Here is a 13,879-nt window from a genome sequence, read left to right on the forward strand (position 1 = left end):
AGTGTGGCGTATTTCGTCGTCCATAGCTAATCCCGCAACGGAATCCCTTGTGGGGTCGGTCACCTCATGTCAGGATCAGTCGTCCCAGGCACCTGACCCCTCCCGCCGGCGCGTCACCCCGTCCCCGCCGCCGACGGACGACCCCCTAGGAGTCGTCACATGCGAACTCCCCTGAAGCCCCTCACCCGGCGTGGACTGCTCACCGGCACCCTCTCCTCGGCCGCCCTGCTCGCCGCGGGCGGCGCGCTCGCCGGCTGCGGCACCAAGGCCGCGACCCAGACCGAGGCGGGCTGCAAGAGCGAGGACCTCTCCGCGACGGAGAAGAAGCTGGCCTTCGCCAACTGGCCGCAGTACATGGACGTCGACGAGAAGAACGAGTCGAAGCGCCCCACCCTCGACGCGTTCGTGCAGAAGACCGGCATCCAGGTCACCTACACCGAGGACATCAACGACAACAACGAGTTCTTCGGGAAGGTGCAGAACCAGCTCGCGAGCTGCCAGAGCACCGACCGGGACATCATCGTCCTCACCGACTGGATGGCCGCCCGGATGATCCGGCTCGGCTGGATCCAGAAGCTCGACCCGGCGAAGATTCCGAACGTGGCGGCCAACCTGCTGCCGTCGCTGATCAACCGGTCCTTCGACCCGGAGAACCGGATCGCCGTCCCGTGGCAGTCCGGCCTGGCCGGCCTGGCCTACAACGGCAACGTCACCAAGGAGCTCCGCACCGTCGACGAGCTGCTGACCCGCCCCGACCTCAAGGGCAAGGTGACCGCGCTGAGCGAGATGCGGGACACCATGGGCCTGCTGATGCAGTCCAACGGGCACGACCCGGCCAACTTCACGGGGGCCCAGTTCGACGACGCGCTCAACAAGCTCAAGAAGGCCGTCGACTCGGGGCAGATCCGCAAGTTCACCGGCAACGACTACGCCCCGGACCTGGCCAAGGGCGACATCGCCGCCTGCATCGGCTGGTCCGGCGACGTCATCCAGCTCACCGGCGAGGACGAGAAGATCAAGTTCGTCGCGCCCGAGTCGGGCGTGATGCTCTTCAGCGACAACATGATGGTGCCGAACAAGGCCACCCACAAGGGCAACGCCGAAGCGCTGATCAACTACTACTACGAGCCGGCCGTCGCCGCGCAGCTCGCCGCCTACGTGAACTACATCTGCCCGGTCAAGGGCGCGCAGGCGGAGATGGAGAAGATCGACCGGGAGCTGGCCGCCAACCCGCTGATCTTCCCGGACGAGGCCCTGCTGTCGAAGTCCAAGGTGTTCATGGCCCTGGACGAGAAGCAGGAGAAGGAGTACGAGTCGAAGTTCCAGCAGGTCATCGGGGCGTGAGGACGATGGGGCACGAGTCACCGGCCGGCGACCTGAGGCTGGCCAACCTCACCAAGCGGTTCGGCGTGTTCACCGCGGTCGACGACCTCAGCCTGACCATCCCGCAGGGCTCGTTCTTCGCCCTGCTCGGGGCGTCCGGCTGCGGCAAGACCACCACGCTGCGGATGATCGCCGGCCTGGAGGAACCGACCAGCGGGCAGGTGCTGCTCGGCGACCGGGACATCGCCCGGCTGCGGCCGTACAAGCGGCCGGTGAACACCGTGTTCCAGAGCTACGCGCTCTTCCCGCACCTGAACATCTTCGAGAACGTGGCCTTCGGGCTGCGCCGGCGCGGCATCCGCTCGGTCGACGACGAGGTCATGCGGATGCTGTCGCTGGTGCAGCTCGACGACTACGGCAGCCGCCGCCCGGCGCAGCTCTCCGGCGGGCAGCAGCAGCGCGTCGCCCTGGCCCGCGCGCTGATCAACCGGCCGCAGGTGCTGCTGCTCGACGAGCCGCTCGGCGCGCTCGACCTGAAGCTGCGCCGGCAGATGCAGATCGAGCTGAAGCGGATCCAGACCGAGGTCGGGATCACCTTCGTGCACGTCACCCACGACCAGGAGGAGGCCATGACCATGGCCGACACCGTCGCGGTGATGAACGCCGGCCGGATCGAGCAGTTGGGCGCCCCGGCCGACATCTACGAGTACCCGGCCACCGCCTTCGTGGCGAACTTCCTCGGCCAGTCCAACCTGCTGGCCGCCGAGGCCGCGGGCACCGCCGGCGCGGACGTGCCGGTCACCGCCCACGGGGCCCGCTTCTCGGTGCCCGCCGACCGCGCCCGCGCCGACCGGGGCGCGGTCTACCTGGGGGTCCGCCCGGAGAAGCTGCACCTGGTCGGCTCCGCCGACCAGGTGCCCGGCGGCCACCAGCACGTCGAGGGTGTGGTCACCGACGCCTCCTACGTGGGGGTCAGCACCCAGTACCTGGTCCGGACCGGCTGGGGGAGCGAGATCTCCGCGTTCGCCGCGAACAGCGGTGCCGGCGGCCAGTTGCCGGTGGGTGCCCCGGTGGTCGCGCACTGGGACCCCCGGCACGCCTTCCTGCTGCCCCGCGAGCCGGGCCAGGACGACAGCACCGCCCCGCTGCTCGACGAACCGGTGGGTGCGGCCTCATGAGTGCCCTGGCCCACGTACCGACCCCGTCGGGGCAGGCGGCCGGCGCGCCGCCACCGCCCCGGCGGGGGCGCCACCGGCTGCTGCCGTACCTGCTGCTGCTGCCCGGCGCGGCCTGGCTGTTCGTCTTCTTCGGCGTGCCGCTGCTGCAACTCGCCGCGGCCAGCCTCTACGACCCTAGCGGCTCGCTCTCCACCGGGTACGCGCTGACCTGGGCGTTCGGCAACTACCCCGACGCGTTGCAGGCGTACTGGCCGCAGTTCGCCCGCTCCTTCGGCTACGCCGGGATCGCGCTGGTGCTGGCCCTGCTGATGGGCTACCCGCTGGCGTACGCGATCGCGCAGAAGGCCGGCCGGTGGAAGAACCTGCTGCTGGTCTGCGTGGTCGCCCCGATGTTCACCAGCTTCCTGGTGCGCACCCTGGCCTGGAAGACCATCCTGTCGGACAACGGCGCCCTGGTCGGGCTGCTGCGCGACGTGCACCTGCTCGCCCCCGACGGCCGGCTGCTCGCCACCCCGGTCGCGGTGGTCCTCGGCCTGACGTACAACTTCCTGCCGTTTTTGGTGTTGCCGCTGTACGCGAGCCTGGAGCGGCTGGACTACCGGCTGCTGGAGGCGGCGAGCGACCTGTACGCCAGCCCGGTGCAGGCGTTCCGCCGGGTCACCCTGCCGGTGTCGATGCCCGGCCTGATCGCCGGCACGCTGCTCTTCTTCATCCCGGCGACCGGCGACTACATCAACGCGGAACTGCTCGGCACCCCGAACGAGTACATGATCGGCAACGTCATCGACTCGGCGTTCCTGGTCCGGCTGGACTACCCGCAGGGCGCGGCGCTGTCGTTCCTGCTGATGGCGGCGATCCTGGCCGTGGTCTTCGTCTACCTGCGCCGGGCCGGCACGGACGAGGTGGTGTAAATGAGGCTGTCCCGTTGGCTCGCCGACCGCTGGGTGATGGGCGTGGCCCTGCTGGTGCTCGGCTATCTCGCCCTGCCGATCCTGGTGGTGGCCGGGCTCTCCTTCAACCGCCCGTCCAGCCGGCTGTCGTACGACTTCCACGAGTTCACCCTGGACAACTGGCGGCAGCCCTGCGCCACGGCGGAGATGTGCGACGCGGTGGTGCGCAGCGTGCAGATCGGCTTCATCGCCACCGTCGTCGCCACCGTCCTCGGCACCCTGATGGCGTTCGCCCTGGTCCGGCACCGGTTCCGGGGCCGTACCGGGATCAACGTGCTGATCTTCCTGCCGATGGCCACCCCCGAGCTGGTGATGGGCACCTCGTTGCTCGCCCTCTTCGTCTCCGCGGGCGTGCCGCAGGGCTTCTGGACCATCGTCATCGCGCACGTCATGTTCTGCGTGTCGTTCGTGGTGGTGACGGTCAAGGCGCGGCTGGCCGGGATGGACCGGCGGCTGGAGGAGGCCGCGATGGACCTCTACGCCAGCGAATGGCAGACCTTCCGGCGGATCACCCTGCCGCTGGTGCTGCCCGGCATCGTGGCCGCCGCGCTGCTCGCCTTCTCGCTCAGCTTCGACGACTTCATCATCACGAACTTCAACGCCGGCACCACGGTCACCTTCCCGATGTACGTCTGGGGCGCCGCCCAGCGGGGCATCCCGCCGCAGGTCAACGTGATCGGCACGGCGATGTTCGTGATCGCGCTGCTGCTGGTCGGGGCCAGTTCGCTGCGCGGACGCCGGGCCCGGCGCGCCCACCTCGCGGCCGCCCCGGCGGCCGGCCGGCGGGCGAAGAGCCCGTCATGATCCTTCCGCATACCGGCCGGGCGCTCGCCGAGGCGGCGCCCGTGCCCTACTGGCTCGACCGCCCGGAACGGCCCGACCCGCTGCCGCCGCTGCACGGTACGCACACCGCCGACCTGCTGGTCGTCGGCGGCGGCTACAGCGGCCTGTGGGCGGCGCTGCTCGCCAAGCGGGACGATCCCGGGCGCGACGTGCTGCTGGTCGAGGCGGGCACCTGCGGCTGGGCGGCGTCCGGGCGCAACGGCGGGTTCTGCGCCGCCTCGCTGACCCACGGGCTGGCCAACGGCGTGGACCGCTTCCCCGGCGAGATCGACGAGTTGGAGCGGCTCGGTCGGGAGAACCTGGCCGCGATCGAGGCGACGGTCGAGGCGTACGGGATCGACTGCGACTTCGAGCGCACCGGCGAGCTGGCCGTGGCGGTCGAGCCGTACCAGCTCGCCGGGCTCGCCGAGGACGCCGAGCTGGCCCGCCGGTACGGCCACGACGTGCGGCTGCTCGACCGCGACGAGGTTCGCGCCGAGGTGCACTCGCCGACGTACCTCGGTGGGATGTGGGACGCCGACCGGGTGGCCATGCTGGACCCGGCGAAGCTGGCCTGGGGCCTGCGCCGGGCCTGCCTCGACGAGGGGGTGCGGATCCACGAGCACACCCGGGTGACCGGCCTGCGCCGCGACGGCGCCGCGCTGCGGGCGGCGACGGCCGGCGGGCCGGACGCGGCGCCCGGGGCGGTGCGGGCCCGGCAGGTGGTGCTCGCCACCAACGCCTTCCCGCCGCTGCTGCGCCGGCTGCGCGCCTGGCTCGTGCCGGTCTACGACTACGCGCTGATGACCGAGCCGCTGACCCCGGCCCAGCGGGACGCGATCGGCTGGCGCAACCGGCAGGGGCTGGCCGACACCGGCAACCAGTTCCACTACTACCGGATCACCGCCGACGGGCGGATCCTCTTCGGCGGCTACGACGCGGTCTACCACTACGGCAACCGGGTCGCCCCGGAGCTGGAGCAGCGCCCGGCCACCTTCACCGCCCTCGCCGAGCACTTCTTCACCACCTTCCCGCAGCTGGCCGGGTTGCGCTTCAGCCACCGCTGGGGCGGCGTGATCGACACCTGCACCCGGTTCTGCCCGTTCTTCGGCACCGCGTACGACGGTCGGCTGGCGTACGCGGCCGGCTACACCGGACTGGGGGTGGGGGCCACCCGGTTCGGCACGCGGGTGATGCTCGACCTGCTGAGCGGCGAGGAGACCCCGCTGACCCGGCTCGACCTGGTCCGCAGCACCCCGCTGCCGTTCCCGCCGGAGCCCGTCCGGGCCGCCGGCATCAACCTCACCCGCTGGTCGCTCGCCCGCGCCGACGCGCGCGAGGGCCGGCGCAACCTCTGGCTCCGTACTCTCGATCGTCTTGGTTTGGGGTTTGATTCCTGATGCGCATCCTGCTCGTCGGCGCCGGTGGCGTCGGCTCCGCCGCGGTCGCCATCGCCGCCCGCCGTTCCTTCTTCGAGACCATGGTCGTCGCCGACTACGACCTCGGCCGGGCCGAGCGTGCCGTGGCCGGGCACGGTGACCGCTTCGTCGCCGCCAAGGTCGACGCCTCCGCCGCCGACGCGGTCGCCGCGCTCTGCCGGGAACACCGGATCACGCATGTGCTCAACGCGGTCGACCCGCGCTTCGTCATGCCGATCTTCGACGGGGCCTTCGCCGCCGGGGCCGACTACCTCGACATGGCCATGTCGCTGTCGCACCCGCACCCGTCCCGCCCCTATGCGGAGACCGGGGTGAAGCTCGGCGACGACCAGTTCGCCGTCGCCGACCGGTGGGAAGCCGCCGGCCGCCTCGCGCTCTGCGGCATCGGCATCGAGCCCGGCCTGTCCGACATCTTCGCCCGGTACGCCGCCGACGAGCTGTTCGACGAGATCGACGAGATCGGCGTCCGCGACGGGGCGAACCTCACCGTCGACGGCTACGACTTCGCACCGTCGTTCTCCATCTGGACCACCATCGAGGAGTGCCTCAACCCGCCGGTGGTCTGGGAGGCCGACCGGGGCTGGTTCACCACCGAGCCGTTCAGCGAGCCGGAGGTCTTCGACTTCCCGGAGGGGATCGGCCCGGTCGAGTGCGTCAACGTCGAGCACGAGGAGGTGCTGCTCATCCCGCGCTGGGTCAAGGCGAAACGGGTCACCTTCAAGTACGGCCTCGGCGACGAGTTCATCGAGGTGCTGAAGACGCTGCGCAAGCTCGGCCTCGACTCCACCGCTCCGGTCAAGGTGCGCGGCGTCGAGGTGTCGCCGCGCGACGTGGTCGCGGCCTGCCTGCCCGACCCGGCGACCCTGGGCGGGAAGATGCGCGGCAAGACCTGCGCCGGGACCTTCGTGACCGGCCGCGGCAAGGACGGCGCGCCGCGCAAGGTCTACCTCTACCACGTGGTTGACAACGAGTGGTCGATGCGCGAGTACGGCCACCAGGCCGTCGTCTGGCAGACCGCGGTCAACCCGGTGGTGGCGCTGGAACTGCTCGCCACCGGCGCCTGGTCCGGCGCCGGGGTGCTCGGCCCGGAGGCGCTGCCGCCGGTACCCTTCCTCGACCTGCTCACCAGCTACGGATCGCCGTGGGGGATGGAGGAGCGATGAGCCGCTACGGAGCCATGTACGGACCCGACATCACCTTCCTCGGGGTCGACCGGTGCACCCTCGACGAGCCGGCCTCCTTCGCCGACGCCGACGTGGTGATCGTCGGAGCGCCCTTCGACGGGGGCACCTCGCACCGGCCCGGCACCCGGTTCGGGCCGTCCGCGATCCGCCAGGCCTGCTACCTCGCCCACGACGGCTCCCGCCCGTCCCTGGCGCTGCGCGTCGACGCGCTGCGCGACCTGCGGGTCTACGACGCCGGCGACGTGGAGATGTTCTCCGGCGACATCGAGAAGTCGCTGTCCGCCCTGGAGGCGGCCGTCTACGCGGTCTCCTCGACGGGCGCGATCCCGGTGGTGCTCGGCGGGGACCACTCCATCGCGCTGCCCGACGCCACCGGGGTGGCCCGGCACCTCGGATACGGCCGGGTGTCGCTGGTGCACTTCGACGCGCACGCCGACACGGGCGAGATCGAGTTCGGCTCGCTGCACGGGCACGGCCAGCCGATGCGCCGGCTCATCGAGTCCGGCGCGGTACGCGGCGACCGCTTCCTCCAGATCGGCCTGCGCGGCTACTGGCCCGGGCCGGACATCCTGTCCTGGATGGCCGAGCAGCGGATGCGCTCGTACGAGATGACCGAGCTGGTGTCCCGTGGACTCGACACCTGCCTGACGGAGGCGTTCGAAATCGCCACCGACGAGTGCGAGGGGGTCTTCCTCTCCGTCGACGTGGACGTGGTCGACCCGGGCATGGCACCGGGCACCGGCACGCCGGAACCGGGCGGGCTGACCTCGCGGCAGCTGCTCGACGCGGTCCGCCGGATCTGTTACGAGCTGCCCGTGGTCGGGGTGGACGTGGTCGAGGTCGCCCCGCCGTACGACCACGCCGACATCACCGCGTACCTGGGCAACCGGGTGGTCCTGGAGGCGTTGTCGGCCATCGCCCGGCGGCGGCGGGACGCGGCCGGCGGGTCACCGTGGGACCCGAACCAGCCGCTGCTGGACGGCCGCTGACCGGCACCTGCACCGGTTCGGGGCATTGGATCTCCCCGGGTTGTCGTGGTGCTCGCACTTCGGACCTGACAAGGGTCGATCCGCCGGACTCACGTGCGGCGGTGATACCTCTGAGGCATTTTGATGCCTCAGAGGTATCACGCCCGCACCGGTGCCTGCCTCCAGCGCAGGCGGGCCAACGCGCCCGAGGCGATCGCACGGCCACCGGCGGCGAGTCGCGCGACTCGCCGCCGCGCCGTCAGCCCGCCAGCCGGGAACGGATGAGGAAGCGGACCCCGTCCGGGGCCTCCAACGAGAACCCGCTGCCCCGCCCCGGCACCACGTCGACCGTCAGCCGGGTGTGCTTCCACAACTCCCACTGGGCGACCGACATCCAGAACTCCACCGGCTCGGGCACGCCGTCCACCTGCAGCGACGCCAGCCGGACGTCCGACGACCCGGTGCGGAACTCGCCGGCCGGGTAGCACATCGGGGCGCTGCCGTCGCAGCAGCCGCCGGACTGGTGGAACATCAGCGGCCCGTGCCGCTCCCGCAGCGACCGGATCACCTCGGCCGCCGCGGGGGTCACGGTCACGGTGTCGGCCATCAGAAGAAGCCGAGCTTCTTGGTGGAGTAGCTGACCAGCAGGTTCTTGGTCTGCTGGTAGTGCTCCAGCATCATCTTGTGGTTCTCCCGCCCGATGCCGGACTGCTTGTACCCGCCGAACGCCGCGTGCGCCGGGTACGCGTGGTAGCAGTTCGTCCAGACCCGCCCGGCCTGGATCGAGCGCCCCGCCCGGTACGCGGTGTTCATGTCCCGGGTCCAGACGCCCGCGCCGAGGCCGTACAAAGTGTCGTTGGCGATCTTGACGGCGTCGTCCAGGTCGGCGAAGGAGGTCACCGAGACCACCGGGCCGAAGATCTCCTCCTGGAAGATGCGCATCGAGTTGTCGCCCTCGAAGATCGTCGGCTGGACGTAGTAGCCGCCGGAGAGCTCGCCGCCGAGGTCCGCCCGCGAGCCGCCGGTGAGCACCTTCGCGCCCTCCTGCCGGCCGATGTCCAGGTAGGACAGGATCTTCTCCAGCTGGTCGTTGGAGGCCTGCGCGCCGACCATCGTGTCGGTGTCGAGCGGATGGCCCTGCACGATCCGGTTGGTCCGCTCCACCGCCGCGGCGAGGAAGTCCGAGTAGTGGCCCTGCTGGATCAGCGCCCGGGACGGGCAGGTGCAGACCTCGCCCTGGTTGAGGGCGAACATGGTGAAGCCTTCCAGCGCCTTGTCGTGGAAGTCGTCGTGGGCGGCGCTGACATCGTCGAAGAAGATGTTCGGGCTCTTGCCGCCCAGCTCCAGCGTGACGGGCCTGATGTTCTCGCTGGCGTACTGCATGATCAGCCGGCCGGTGGTGGTCTCGCCGGTGAACGCCACCTTCGCCACCCGGGGCGAGGACGCCAGCGGCTTGCCCGCCTCGACGCCGAAGCCGTTGACGATGTTCAGCACGCCGGGCGGGAGCAGGTCGGCGACCAGCGAGAGCCAGTAGTGGATCGACGCCGGGGTCTGCTCGGCCGGCTTGAGCACCACCGCGTTCCCGGCGGCGAGGGCCGGCGCGAGCTTCCAGGTCGCCATCAGCAGCGGGAAGTTCCACGGGATGATCTGCCCGACCACGCCGAGCGGCTCGTGGAAGTGGTACGCCACGGTGTCGTCGTCGATCTCGCCGAGGGTGCCCTCCTGGGCCCGGATCGCCCCGGCGAAGTACCGGAAGTGGTCGATCGCCAGCGGGATGTCGGCGGCCAGGCTCTCCCGTACCGGCTTGCCGTTCTCCCAGGTCTCGGCGACCGCGAGGGATTCCAGGTTCTCCTGCATCCGGTCGGCGATCCGGTTGAGGATCAGCGACCGCTCGGCGACCGAGGTGCGTCCCCAGGCGTCGGCGGCGCCGTGCGCCGCGTCGAGCGCCTTCTCGACGTCCTCGGCGGTGCCCCGGGCCACCTCGCAGAAGGTCTGCCCGGTCACCGGGCTCGGGTTCTCGAAGTACCGCCCGCCGTGCGGCCGGACGTACTCGCCGCCGATGAAGTGGTCGTAGCGGGACTGCCAGTGGGTGGGGGCGTCGTAGCGCGTCATGGGTACCTCCGCCATCGCAAGGGGTGGATGGCGGGAGGCTAGGTCCGCCGACGTTGCAGCAACGTTGCGCGCTGAAGGTCGTACTCCGAGGAGAGCTGGCCGATGCGGGCCAGGGCGAGTGGCCGGCGCGGCGCGCCCGGCGGCAACGCCCGCGCCAGGGCCTGCCAGGCGGTGAGGTCGTCGGCGCCGGCGGGCGTCGCGGTCCAGGCCGCGAGCAGCGCCGCGTCGCCGGCGGCCAGCACGGCCGCGCGCAGCTGCCCGTCGACCAGCCGGCGCAGCCGGGCCACTCCCGGCGCGTCCGAGCCGGGCAGCAACGGCCCCGGGTACGCCTGCAGCGCGCCCGCCGCGTCCCCGCGCTCCAGCAGCTCCCCGACGGTACGGAAGTCGGCGCGCACGGTGCCGCGCAGCCGGTAGGGGCGGGAGTCGAGCAGTTCCGGGCCGAGCGCCCGGCGCAGCCGGGACAGCTCGGCGCGCAGGGTGACCGGGTGCAGCCGGTCGTCGCCGTAGAGGTCGAGGCCGAGCTGTTCGCCGGTGCGCCCCTCGGGATGATCGAGCAGCAGCACGAGCACTTCGCTGTGCCGGCGGCCGAGCCGGATGCGCCGCCCGCCGACGCGTACCTCGGCCTCGTCCCGGCCGAGCGCGGCCACCGAGATGACGTCGGGTTCGACCGGGGCGGCGCTGGCCAGGAACGCCTCGGCGGCCCGCGCGGTGGCCCGGACCAGGGCGAGGCTCTGCGGGGTGGCGAGGTGGTCGCCGCCGGTGATGTCGACCGCGCCGAGCAGCCGGCCGGTGGGGTCGTGGATGGGCGCGGCGGCGCAGGTCCAGCGCTGCACCGGGCGGACGAAGTGCTCGGTGGCGAAGATCTGCACGCTGTGGTCGACGGCGAGGGCGGTGCCGGGGGCGTTGGTGCCGGCGTGCGCCTCGTCCCAACGGGCGCCGGGCACGAAGTTCATCCGCTCGGCGCGCCGGAGCACCCCCGGATGCCCCTCCACCCAGAGCAGCCGCCCGTACGCGTCGCAGACCGCCATCAGGTGCGCGCCGTCGTCGGCGATGCCACCGAGCAGGTCGCGGAAGAGCGGCAGCACCCGGGCGAGGGGGTGGCCGGCGCGGTAGCTCGCCAGCGCGTCGTCGGTCAGGTCGACCGGGGCGGTGGCCTCCGGGTCGAGCAGCGCGTCGGCCGACCGCCGCCAGGAGTCGGCGACCACGTCGCGGACCCGGGGCGGCAGGTCCCCGGCGGTGAGGAACGCCTCGTGGGCGGCGCCGACCTGCGCGATCCGCTCGGCCGGATCGGCACCGAATTCCAGGGCGAGCCACGGGTCAGCCATCGGCGACCTCCTCGCGCCCATCGTGACGCAGCCCACGCCTGATCGCCAATACCGGTTGCCGCGGTCGATCGACGCCCCTCATCCTGGTGCCTCGGTCGTCGCCGGCAGGGCGCGGCGTCGTGAGTGGAGAAGGGGCGGTCGTGATGGTCGGGACGCGGGAACGGATGATGGTGCAGCTCCAGCTGGTCAGCGGCGACCGCCACCTGGTGGCCTGGGTGCGCGACGACCGCCGGGTCCGCGTCGGCGTGGAGCTGTCGCTGCGCGACCACGCCGAACCGGACCGCTTCTGGCGGGTGATCGCCAAGGGCGAGCCGCGCCCGGCGGGCGAGATCCGCCGCGGTTGGCACAACGACATCTGACAGCCTGCCGGACCACGCCGCTATGTGATCTCCCAGTCACGGATCGTCTTTCGGTAAACCTTCCTGCCGGAACCGCTGAACCGCGCAGCGCTCCCAGGCCGTACCAGGCGACGTACGGAGATCACCGGACGACGGGAGGCACGAGGTGCAGCGCAAGCACGTGTTGGCGGCGGGGGTGGCGGTGGTCGCCACGGCGGTGGTGTCGGTCGGGACCGGGTTCGGCTTCGCCGACACCACCCCCGCCCGGCAGAGCGCCTGCCAGGGCTCGGTGACGTTCTCGGCCGAGGGCGGGGCCCCGGCCGCGACCAGCGACCGGTTCCCGGCGGGCACCAGGCTGCGGGTGACCAACCTGGACAACAACAAGGCCGCGACGGTGACGGTGACCGGCCCGTCCGGTAGTTGCGTGCTGCTCAACGCCGCCGCGATGGAGCTGGTCCGGGAACCGGGCAAGAACGTGATCCGCCGCAACCTGGTGGAGCGCCTGGACGGTGCCGCCGCGCAGCCCGGGGGAGCGACCCAGCCGGGCGGTCAGACCCGGCCGGGCAGCGCGCAGCCCCCGGCGCGGCCGGGTGGTGCGCCCGCGGCGAGCGTCTGCGCCGGTGCGATCACCTTCTCCGCCGAGGGCGGGGCGCCCGCCGCGACCAGCGGCCAGTTCCCGGTCGGTACCCGGCTGCGGGTGACCAACCTGGACAACAACAAGGTGGTGACGGTGACGGTGACCGGCCCGTCGGGCAGTTGCGTGCTGCTCAACGCCGCCGCGATGGACGCGATCCGGGAGCCTGGCAAGAACCTGGTCCGCCGCAACACGGTCGAACTGCTCCGCTGACCGCCGTCTTACACGCGTTCGGTCCTGCATGAGTGGAACACCATGGGTGTCACGAGAGGTCTGTGACACCCATGGTGTTCCACCAAGCGGGGCGGTGCGCGCTGCGCGGGTTGCGGTGGCTCAGCGGAAGGCGGCGTCCAGGATGTCCAGGCCGCGGGCAAGCTCGTCGTCGGAGATGACCAGCGGCGGCAGGAAGCGCAGCACGTTGCCGTACGTGCCGCAGGTCAGGGTGAGCAGGCCGGCGGCGTGGCACGCCGCCGAGACCACCGCTGCCGCGGCCGGGTCGGGGGTGAGGGTGCCGGGCTGCACCAGCTCCACCGCGAGCATCGCGCCCCGGCCGCGTACCTCGGCGATGCGCGGATCACGCTCGGCGATGGTGCGCAGCCGCGCGGCCATCACCGTCTCGATCCGCTGCGCCGCGCAGGCCAGGTCCAGCTCCCGCATGGTCTCGATGCTGGCCAGCGCCGCCGCGCAGGCGATCGGGTTGCCGCCGTACGTGCCGCCGAGGCCACCGACGTGCACCGCGTCCATCAGCTCCGCCCGGCCGGTCACCGCCGCCAGCGGCAGCCCACCGGCGATGCCCTTGGCCAGGGTGATCAGGTCCGGCACGACGTCCTCGTGGTCGCAGGCGAACCACTGCCCCGTCCGGCAGAACCCGGTCTGGATCTCGTCGGCGACGAAGACCACCCCGGCCGCCGTCGCCCACTCGCGCAGCGCCGGCAGGAACCCCTCCGCCGGTACGACGAAACCGCCCTCGCCCTGGATCGGCTCGATCAGCAGCGCGGCCACGTTCTCCGCGCCGACCTGCTTCTCCACCATTTCGATCGCCCGCGCCGCCGCCTCGGCCCCGGAGAGACCCCCGTCGCGCAGCGGGTACGACATCGGCACCCGGTAGATCTCCCCGGCGAACGGCCCGAACCGGTGCTTGTACGGCATGTTCTTCGCGGTCAGCGCCATGGTCAGGTTGGTCCGGCCGTGGTACGCGTGGTCGAAGACCACCACCGCCGGCCGCCCGGTCGCGTGCCGGGCGATCTTCACGGCGTTCTCCACCGCCTCGGCGCCGGAGTTGAACAGCGCCGAACGCTTCTCGAAGCTCCCCGGCGTCAGCGCGTTGAGCTGCTCGCAGACCGCCACGTACGACTCGTACGGCGCGACCATGAAGCAGGTGTGGGTGAAGCGTTCGACCTGCGCCTTCACCGCCTCGACGACCCGGGGGGCGGAGTTGCCCACGTTGGCCACGGCGATGCCGGCCGCGAAGTCGATCCACTGCCGGCCCTCGACGTCGGTGATGGTGCCGCCGCCCGCGTGGTCGACGTAGGACGAGATGGTGCTGCCGACGCCCCGGGCCACGGCCGCGCCGCGCCGCTTGTGCAGTTCCTCCGACGACGTCATG

13 protein-coding genes are annotated in these 13,879 nt (G+C 71.8%); 9 read left to right on the plus strand and 4 right to left on the minus strand.

Annotation, left to right across the window (positions count from 1 at the left end; genetic code table 11):
- Positions 1-159 precede the first annotated feature (159 nt).
- Genes V6U88_RS09765 through speB form a run of 7 tightly spaced genes read left to right on the plus strand, consistent with a single transcriptional unit; the run spans position 160 to position 7,885 of the window.
- A complete protein-coding gene (locus tag V6U88_RS09765; protein ID WP_334451747.1) occupies positions 160-1,344 on the plus strand; it encodes a polyamine ABC transporter substrate-binding protein in 1,185 nt (394 codons plus the stop codon).
- A gap of 5 nt (positions 1,345-1,349) precedes the next feature.
- Positions 1,350-2,501 (plus strand): ABC transporter ATP-binding protein, encoded by a 1,152-nt coding sequence (locus V6U88_RS09770; protein ID WP_334451921.1) that lies wholly within the window; start codon positions 1,350-1,352, stop codon positions 2,499-2,501.
- Entirely contained in the window at positions 2,498-3,412 is a 915-nt protein-coding gene (locus V6U88_RS09775; RefSeq protein ID WP_334451749.1) for an ABC transporter permease, read from the plus strand. Before V6U88_RS09770 ends, V6U88_RS09775 begins: the two co-directional genes overlap by 4 nt.
- Positions 3,413-4,255, plus strand: a complete 843-nt coding sequence (locus V6U88_RS09780; protein ID WP_334451751.1) for an ABC transporter permease — start codon at positions 3,413-3,415, stop codon at positions 4,253-4,255.
- The gene (locus V6U88_RS09785) at positions 4,252-5,673 is read left to right on the plus strand and encodes an NAD(P)/FAD-dependent oxidoreductase (RefSeq protein ID WP_334451753.1); all 1,422 of its coding nucleotides are present in this window, start codon (positions 4,252-4,254) and stop codon (positions 5,671-5,673) included. Before V6U88_RS09780 ends, V6U88_RS09785 begins: the two co-directional genes overlap by 4 nt.
- The gene (locus tag V6U88_RS09790) at positions 5,673-6,875 is read left to right on the plus strand and encodes a saccharopine dehydrogenase family protein (protein ID WP_334451755.1); all 1,203 of its coding nucleotides are present in this window, start codon (positions 5,673-5,675) and stop codon (positions 6,873-6,875) included. Before V6U88_RS09785 ends, V6U88_RS09790 begins: the two co-directional genes overlap by 1 nt.
- On the plus strand, positions 6,872-7,885 hold the full coding sequence (gene speB, locus V6U88_RS09795) for an agmatinase (protein ID WP_334451756.1): 1,014 nt from the start codon (positions 6,872-6,874) through the stop codon (positions 7,883-7,885). The genes V6U88_RS09790 and speB overlap by 4 nt, the downstream gene beginning before the upstream one ends.
- A gap of 238 nt (positions 7,886-8,123) precedes the next feature.
- Here speB and V6U88_RS09800 read toward each other — a convergent pair whose 3' ends face one another.
- The 3 genes from V6U88_RS09800 to V6U88_RS09810 are packed head-to-tail and all read right to left on the minus strand — an operon-like array spanning position 8,124 to position 11,301.
- Positions 8,124-8,471 (minus strand): DUF779 domain-containing protein, encoded by a 348-nt coding sequence (locus tag V6U88_RS09800; protein WP_334451757.1) that lies wholly within the window; start codon positions 8,469-8,471, stop codon positions 8,124-8,126.
- Entirely contained in the window at positions 8,471-9,976 is a 1,506-nt protein-coding gene (gene adh, locus V6U88_RS09805) for an aldehyde dehydrogenase (protein ID WP_334451758.1), read from the minus strand. The genes V6U88_RS09800 and adh overlap by 1 nt, the downstream gene beginning before the upstream one ends.
- A 38-nt stretch (positions 9,977-10,014) precedes the next feature.
- Positions 10,015-11,301: a GAF domain-containing protein gene (locus V6U88_RS09810; protein ID WP_334451760.1), complete on the minus strand. Its 1,287-nt coding sequence runs from the start codon at positions 11,299-11,301 to the stop codon at positions 10,015-10,017.
- 140 nt (positions 11,302-11,441) lie between these two features.
- Between V6U88_RS09810 and V6U88_RS09815 the strand changes: the two genes are divergently transcribed.
- Together V6U88_RS09815 and V6U88_RS09820 are read left to right on the plus strand one after the other, a co-directional pair.
- Positions 11,442-11,660 carry a hypothetical protein gene (locus V6U88_RS09815; protein WP_334451761.1) on the plus strand — a complete coding sequence of 73 codons (219 nt, stop codon included), beginning with the start codon at positions 11,442-11,444 and terminating at the stop codon, positions 11,658-11,660.
- A 145-nt stretch (positions 11,661-11,805) separates the two neighbouring features.
- Positions 11,806-12,486 (plus strand): hypothetical protein, encoded by a 681-nt coding sequence (locus V6U88_RS09820; protein ID WP_334451763.1) that lies wholly within the window; start codon positions 11,806-11,808, stop codon positions 12,484-12,486.
- A gap of 120 nt (positions 12,487-12,606) precedes the next feature.
- Here V6U88_RS09820 and gabT read toward each other — a convergent pair whose 3' ends face one another.
- Positions 12,607-13,878 (minus strand): 4-aminobutyrate--2-oxoglutarate transaminase, encoded by a 1,272-nt coding sequence (gabT, locus tag V6U88_RS09825; protein WP_334451764.1) that lies wholly within the window; start codon positions 13,876-13,878, stop codon positions 12,607-12,609.
- Position 13,879: the final 1 nt, after the last annotated feature.

It is taken from the genome of Micromonospora sp. CPCC 205739 (assembly GCF_036906795.1).
Classification (GTDB): domain Bacteria; phylum Actinomycetota; class Actinomycetes; order Mycobacteriales; family Micromonosporaceae; genus Micromonospora.

Excerpts from the sequence above, each read along its gene's own strand:
- V6U88_RS09770 (WP_334451921.1), top strand. The coding sequence starts at position 1,350 with ATGGGGCACGAGTCACCGGCCGGCGACCTGAGGCTGGCCAACCTCACC.
- adh (WP_334451758.1), bottom strand. The coding sequence starts at position 9,976 with ATGACGCGCTACGACGCCCCCACCCACTGGCAGTCCCGCTACGACCAC.
- V6U88_RS09775 (WP_334451749.1), top strand. The coding sequence starts at position 2,498 with ATGAGTGCCCTGGCCCACGTACCGACCCCGTCGGGGCAGGCGGCCGGC.
- gabT (WP_334451764.1), bottom strand. The coding sequence starts at position 13,878 with ATGACGTCGTCGGAGGAACTGCACAAGCGGCGCGGCGCGGCCGTGGCC.
- V6U88_RS09790 (WP_334451755.1), top strand. The coding sequence starts at position 5,673 with ATGCGCATCCTGCTCGTCGGCGCCGGTGGCGTCGGCTCCGCCGCGGTC.
- V6U88_RS09765 (WP_334451747.1), top strand. The coding sequence starts at position 160 with ATGCGAACTCCCCTGAAGCCCCTCACCCGGCGTGGACTGCTCACCGGC.
- V6U88_RS09780 (WP_334451751.1), top strand. The coding sequence starts at position 3,413 with ATGAGGCTGTCCCGTTGGCTCGCCGACCGCTGGGTGATGGGCGTGGCC.
- V6U88_RS09810 (WP_334451760.1), bottom strand. The coding sequence starts at position 11,301 with ATGGCTGACCCGTGGCTCGCCCTGGAATTCGGTGCCGATCCGGCCGAG.
- V6U88_RS09800 (WP_334451757.1), bottom strand. The coding sequence starts at position 8,471 with ATGGCCGACACCGTGACCGTGACCCCCGCGGCGGCCGAGGTGATCCGG.
- V6U88_RS09785 (WP_334451753.1), top strand. The coding sequence starts at position 4,252 with ATGATCCTTCCGCATACCGGCCGGGCGCTCGCCGAGGCGGCGCCCGTG.
- speB (WP_334451756.1), top strand. The coding sequence starts at position 6,872 with ATGAGCCGCTACGGAGCCATGTACGGACCCGACATCACCTTCCTCGGG.